This window comes from Acinetobacter sp. 226-1, from assembly GCF_030329325.1.
GTDB lineage: Bacteria > Pseudomonadota > Gammaproteobacteria > Pseudomonadales > Moraxellaceae > Acinetobacter > Acinetobacter sichuanensis.
Genome location: NZ_JACANU010000019.1, coordinates 33,231 through 40,671, shown reverse-complemented (window position 1 = coordinate 40,671; position 7,441 = coordinate 33,231). Strand labels below are relative to the sequence as shown.

At 39.1% G+C, this 7,441-nt stretch carries 1 protein-coding gene; it reads left to right on the top strand.

The genetic code is table 11. The annotated features are described in order from the left end of the window. Window positions 1-7,362, top strand: a 7,362-nt coding sequence (locus HX124_RS16800) for an Ig-like domain-containing protein (RefSeq protein WP_286384203.1), incomplete at its 5' end; no start/stop codon positions are given. Window positions 7,363-7,441: the final 79 nt, after the last annotated feature.

Below are 7,441 nucleotides of genomic sequence, written 5' to 3'. Positions count from 1 at the left end.
GAAACTGGCGCTACAGGTGAAACGGGTGCTACAGGCGAAACCGGTGCTACAGGCGAAACCGGTGCTACAGGCGAAACTGGCGCTACAGGTGAAACCGGCGCTACAGGCGAAACGGGTGCAACTGGTGAAGGCTCTGTCGCTGATTTAATTAAGTCAGTAACCTTAAATGATGATTTAGATCTTTCAGGAACACTGGATACGAGAGAAGTTGGCAACGATGGTTTAACAAGTGTCAAAATTCAATTAAATGATCCAATAGCAAATGCTTTAGTAGCGGGTAATGTTGTTGTTATTAATGGTCAACCTCATATCTTGACAGCAGCTGAAATTTCAGCAGCAGAGCTAGATGTATTGGTTGCTGTTAAATCAGGTACAAATGCCATTGTTGTTGAAGTGACTAACAGTAAAGGTCAAGTTGAACGTGATATTACTGTTGTTGAAGTTGTTGTATCTGACTTGATTGGTAAAGTGACTGTTGTTGAAGATATTAATGGCGATAATATTTTAAACAGCACTGAAAAACCTGTAGATAACTTGGTTGATTTAACTATCGAGTTAGGTACAGATGTTAAAGTGGGTGACACAATTGAGGTGGGTGGTATCACTCATACAGTGACACAAGGTGATATTGATCAAGGCTTTGCACTGGTTGAAAATGTTGGACCGTTAAAAGAAGGTGACAATACTTTTGAACTTGGTTTAAAAGATGCGACAGGTCAGTTAATTGAAGAGTCAAAAGCTCAGGTGACTGTAGATACCAAGCCAGCTGATTTAATTAGTGAAATTCGATTAACTCAAGATAAAAACGGCGATGGTGTACTCAATCTGAAAGAACTTGGTGCAAATAAAACATCAACGCAAGTTGAAGTGATTTTGGGTCAAGATGCCAAAGAAGGCGATACCATTACAATTAATGGTAATGACTACACCATTACGCACAGTGAATGGTTAGCAGGAAAAGTGATTCAAAACATCGTCATTAATGAAGATGCAAATACCATTACTGCAACAATGACCGATGCACAAGGTAATGTTGATCAAGAGCAGCTTGACTTTGTAGTGGATACCCAAGCGACTGATTTAGTAGGTCCAATTAGCTTACTTGATGATACCGATCTTGTAGATGGTGCAATTAATAAGAAAGAATTGGGTAATGACAATAAAGTTGATATCTCAATTCCATTAACGAATGCCAATCAAGCAGGTGACATCATTAATGTGAATGGTGACAACTATGTTCTACAGCAAGCTGATATTGATGCAGGGAAAATAGAAGTTGCCATCACTGTACGTGAAGGAAATAATCAGGTTGTCGTTAAAGCAACTGATCAGCAAGGTAATGTCGATAGCTCAGAGCTCACTTTCCTTGTCGATACTAAAACTGTCAATCCAGTAGTAACAGGTATTACGACCATTGGTGGTGGTATTTATGGTAATGACCAAGCTATCAATGCAGATGAACTTGCTAATACCGTTGTGATTCAAGGAACAGCAGAGCCAAATTCAACGGTTGTGGTTTCTATTGAAGGTCTAAATACACCATTTACAGTAACGACAGATCCGACAGGCGCATGGAATGTACCTTTAACACCAGCAGACTTAGCGACTTTAAATAGCTATCAACAGCAACAAGCAGATTCGTCATTAAATATTGAAGTTACAGCAACTGATGAAGTGGGTAACGTTAGTGAAACAGTACAAGATGACTCAATCACACTTGATGCAGAAGCACCTGAAGTCACGATTCAAATTGATGCAAATGGTGTTGTTGAAGTTGTAAGCACAGAGCCGCTATTTAAGCTTGATAATGGTGTTGTGACTCCTGTTGATTTACAGGATATTGCAGATCAGTTAACAAGTGATCAAGGTAAGTTTATTGTTGTAACACCAACAGGTGGTGCGCAGCCTTATATCCAATTTGTTCCAATGGATCCAAATAGTGCAATTGACCCTACGACTGTCGATTTAACAACAGTTGATTTTTACGGTCCAGTTGTTGTGGATTTAGCAACAGATATCTTTACTGATGAAGTCGGTAATGGAAATCTTGCAGGACAAAGTTCAGTTGTGACGGTGGATATGAGCTTGCCGCCAACATTAACGATTACTTCTGATAGCTATGTGGTTAATGCAACTGACGATACAACGATTATTACGTTTAAATTCTCTGAGTTAGTCACTGGCTTTGACTTAAGCGATGTCAAAGTTACGGGTGGTACGTTGTCGAATTTACGTCAAGACGTCAATGATCCTGAGATTTATACCGCAGTATTTACACCAGATCAAAGTAATGATGTTGTGGGTAAAATCTCTGTAGATCCAAATGCATTTAATAGTGTGACGACAGGTAAGAGCAATGATCAAACCGCTTCACTTGAAGCACCAGGAGAGATCACTGGCGATGTTATTGCACCTGCATCTGTTGAATTAAGTTTATTAGAAGATACTTTTGCAGTGGCTTCTGGTGCAATTTCAGAGCATCAAAAACAAGATGGTATTACCAAAAATCCAGCGATTAAAGTCAGTGGTTTAGAGGCTGAACTGGGTTGGGAATATTCAACAGATGGCGGTTTAACATGGCTTGAAGGTGCTCCAAAAGGAAGCACTGCAACGACGGGTCAGTTTAACTTACCTGCTGATGGCAAATATGCAGTTGGTGATATTTTGGTACGCCAATATGATGGTGCATCTGCAAATGATGAAAATACTACAGTTAGCGTATTTGATAAGGTTGTAACACTTGATACTCAAGCACCTACTGTAAACATTACAAGCGTTGCTGATGGGAATGGTATTGATCAGGCAGAGCGTGCGTTTGGCTATACAGTGAAAGGTACAAGCGAAGCAAATGCTGAAATTACGGTGACGATTACAGGTGCTAGTGGTAATCCGCATACAGCAACAGTCATGACTGATGCTAAGGGCAACTGGAGCTATAAAGTTCCTGCAAATGCAGTGACATATCCAAGCTCAGGTAATGTTTCAATTAGTGCTGTAGCGAAAGATAGTGCAGGTAATGCATCAGCTTCAGTGAGTAAATCTGAAGCAGTGACAGATCTTAATAATGGTATATCTGCTCCAGCAAATGCAACGATTGGTGTCGTTGCAGGTGATAACATTATTAATGGTGCTGAAAGTGCTGTTGCGGTTAAGATTTATGGTGACACGAACCTGACTACAACATATGCACGTATTTTCAAAGTCAATGCAGATGGTACAACAACACAGATCTTCCGATTAGGTAGTTCTAGATGGAATACAAATGATACAGGTTCTCAATTTACATCTAAGGATACTTGGAGCGCAGATTTAACACCTACACAGCTTGCGACAATGGCTGATGGTCAGTATCGAATTGAGGTTTATAATTTAAGTGGTTTAAGTCTCAATAAACTTGCTAGCCATGACTTTACAGTGAAGAAGAGTATTGTAGCTCCAACATTTGAAGTACATGATGATGCTGGGCAAAATATCCTAACGGATAAAGCAGGCTATAGTAATGACCCAACACCAACATGGTCTGGTAAAACTGAAGCAGGGGCGATTGTTGAAATCAAAGTAGGTAATATTTCTTATGGTACTGTCGTTGCAGGTGCAGACGGTTCTTGGAGTATTACTGCAAATCAACCACTTCCTGATGCAGACCATAATGTTACAGTTCAAGTCACTGATAGTGCAGGTAATACAAACTCATCATCACACCATGTGATTGTTGATACAGTTGCGCCTGAAGTTACGATTGATCAGCCAATTGCTGTGGACGATATTTTAACTGCTGTTGAGTTGCAACAAGGTCTTACTGTGAGTGGTAAAACTGATGGTGCAGAAGATGGTCAAATTGTTAAAGTTACAGTTAATGGTTTGGGTCCAGTTGATGCGGTAGTGATGAATGGTGAATGGAGTGTTAATGTTCCAAGTTCATTACTAGATGATATTACTTGGAGTGATGATACTCAGTTTACGATTGAAGCTGTTGTTACCGATAAAGCAGGTAATGTTTCGGAAACAACAACAGTAGAGTTGCATTATAAAGACAATGATTTAGACCAAGCTGGCACGATTGTAGAGTTCTCTGAACATGACTTATTATCGGCTGCGAATGCTTCAACAGGTTTAAGTTATACAGGTCAGTTTGATTTACCAAATGTTGCGTATAGTCATATCTATCTAGAGCCACCTGCAACAGCATTAACCTCAAAAGGACAAGATGTACTTTGGGAACATAATGCAGATGGTGACTTAATTGGTTATGTCAATAACGTTGAAAATGGTCAAGTTGTTAAGTCTGAAGTGATTGTGGTCTCTATCCAAGATGACGGCACATATACTGTGAACTTAAAACAAGCAATTGGTCATGGCGAAGTGGGTACCACTTTAGATGACGTGCTTGCATTTGATATTCGTATGAACTTTAGCAACCATCGTGGTGATGTTTCAGAGTCTGAATATATTACGGTGAAAGTGACTGATGACAAACCAGTGACCAATGCAAGTGAAACTTATAAGTTAACCAATACTTATGAGGTTGAAGGCAATGTGTTTATTGAAACTGTAACTCAGCCAAATGGTAGCGTAGATCAAGTTGTTCATAACTATGGTGCAGATGGTGGTTTTGTTAAATCAGTGAAAGTTGCTGGAGTAACTTTTGAATTTGATCCAGAATCAAATACGATTACTCAATCAGGTTCATCACCAGAAATCATTACCTATGCTTATAACTATAAAGGCTTAGAAGGTGGTGAGTTATTAGTTACGACGTTATCTGGTGAAACCATCACCGTAAATCTAGCGACAGGTCAATATCATTATTCAGTATTTGAGGTTGATCCTGCGGTTTATAACAAACCTGAGCCTGTATCAGTTTCATTGGGTGGACAAACGAATAGTTTACTGGGTACGGTTGGCTTAAACGTTGCTGGTATCATTAACTTACAAAGTGAACAATTATTCTCAATCCAAGGTGAAGGTGCTTCTTCAGTTGAAATCAGTATTGGCGCACTTGATGTAGGTGGTTTATTAGGTTCGTTATTAGGTAACTCAAAAGAATTACTGTTCAATACCAAACTTGCGGCTGAACTTGGTCTGAAAGTTGTTTCACAAAAAGCAACTTTAGGCTTAGTGCCGATGAAATTAACCATTACAAATCTTGATGGTACGCCTGTAGATGCACTGAAAGTCAATCAGCTATTAAAAACAGTCACAGTCGATGGTGGTGCTTTAGGTGGAATACTAGATTTATCTGTATTACCAACAGTCAACATCACAGCGAAAGATGCTTCAGGTGCAACACTTGCATCGAAAGGCAATACTGAACTGCTAAATGTTGGATTACTCAGTGATTTATTATTGGGTACTGAAGCTAAGACTGTCATCATGGATGAAGGTTCAGCAAGTTCTGAAATGCGTCCTGTAGATAATAATTTGTCTTACTCACTTTATGGCTTAGGCGGTAACGATACGCTGTATGGTGGTAATAAAAATGACATCTTATATGGTGGTACAGGCAACGACACTATCTTTGGTGGTGCAGGTAATGACTTGATCGTTGGTGGTCAAGGTAATGATGTACTTACAGGTGGTGAAGGTTCAGATGTCTTCCGTTGGGAGAAGAGTGATTATCGTAATGGCTTCCTTGGTGCTGTAGATCGTATTACTGATTTTGACATGCGTTCAGTGGCATTAGGCGGAGATGTAATTGATCTCTCTGATATGTTAGTCGGTGGTGGACGTCTAGGCTTTGGTGCAGGTAACTTGATTAATTATCTACACTTTGAGTTTGATGCTACAACAAATCAAACATTGATTTATATCAGTGTAGACGGTGAGTTCGTTGGTGGGTTTAACGCTGACCTTCATATGGAAAGTGTGAATCAGATTATCAAACTTGATAATGTGAATTTACTGTTACAAGGCGAAGGTGATTACGCAGCACGTTTCAATTCAGACTATGAAGTGATTGGTTCACTCATTGCTAATGGTAAGTTGCTTGTGCCGAAGTTAGATGTATCAAGCTCAAGCAGCAACAATACCAATGTTGAAATTGTTGTTGAAGATAACGATGGCGATACTTCTAAGACAGATATCAACTTCGATACCTCTGACCTTGAAGATGTAAGCTTTAATCCAAACAACCAAGCACCATTAGTCTTTGGTACTGATACTTCATTATTAGGGCTTGTTGGACTTGATGTGTTAGGTTTAATCGACCTTGGTGCTCAAGATATCTTTGTCTTCGATGCAGATGAAGATTTGAGAAAAGTAAGTTTAACGTTTGAACAATTGATCAGTGTGAACTTAACTAAACCGACATTTGTTTATTCAGAAAAACTTGCTGCTGAGTTAGGTATTAAAGCTGAAATTACAGCAAACTCTGGTGTGTTAGGACTTATTGCATCATCAGTGTCGATTACATTTACCAGCACAAATCCATTACAGCCAAATATCAGTAATGCTGCAATTAACCAGCTTTTAGCAACAATTCGCTTCACGACTGAAGATGGTGCTTTGGGTATTGTGGATGGTAATTTGTTATCACTTGACCTATTGAATAATATTAAAGTGACTGCAACAGACAGCCAAAACATCTCAACCACTGAATCATTAGGTAAGTTACTTGACCTCAGCTTAATCACTAAAGATTCAACGCTTAATAGCAACTTGAAACTGATTGAAGGTGATAACGCAGTTGATCATTTAGATGCATCAACTTCAGACCGTTCTGTGGTGATGTATGGTTATGCTGGCGATGATATCTTAACTGGCAGTAACCATAACGACACGATTTATGGCGGTTTAGGAAATGATGTGATCTCAGCAGGCGCTGGTAATGACTATGTTTCAGGTGGCGCTGGTGATGATACGATTTATGGTGGCGCTGGTGATGACATCCTCTTTGGTAATGAAGGCAACGACAAACTCTATGGTGGGTTAGGTAACAATATCTTTAATGGTGGCGCTGGTAATGATGAATTCCATAGCCAGTCTATCGGTCAAGATACTGTTATTTATGATTTATTAAATAAAACTGATGCAACAGGTGGTCATGGTGCTGATACATGGTTTGGCTTCCAAAAAGGTTCAGTTGAGGTTAATAAAAATGCCGATATCATTGATGTACAAGAGCTATTAACTAACTTTGATCATTCTAATTATGATCACCTGATTTCAAATAATGGTGATCTACCGGGTGCATTGAATTATCTTTCTCAATTTATTAAAGCTGAGAAGAATGGTAATGATACTGTGATCAGTATTGACCGAGATGGTAGTGGTTCAGCATATAGTTCTCATGTGTTGTTAACATTGAACAATACAGACACTACGCTTGAAGAATTAGTACGTAATCAACAGTTATTGTTCTAAGAATATTAGCTTGTAGATGAAATAAAAACCGCCTTTAAATGAAGGCGGTTTTTTCAATAAACTTTAGTTCATATTTAAA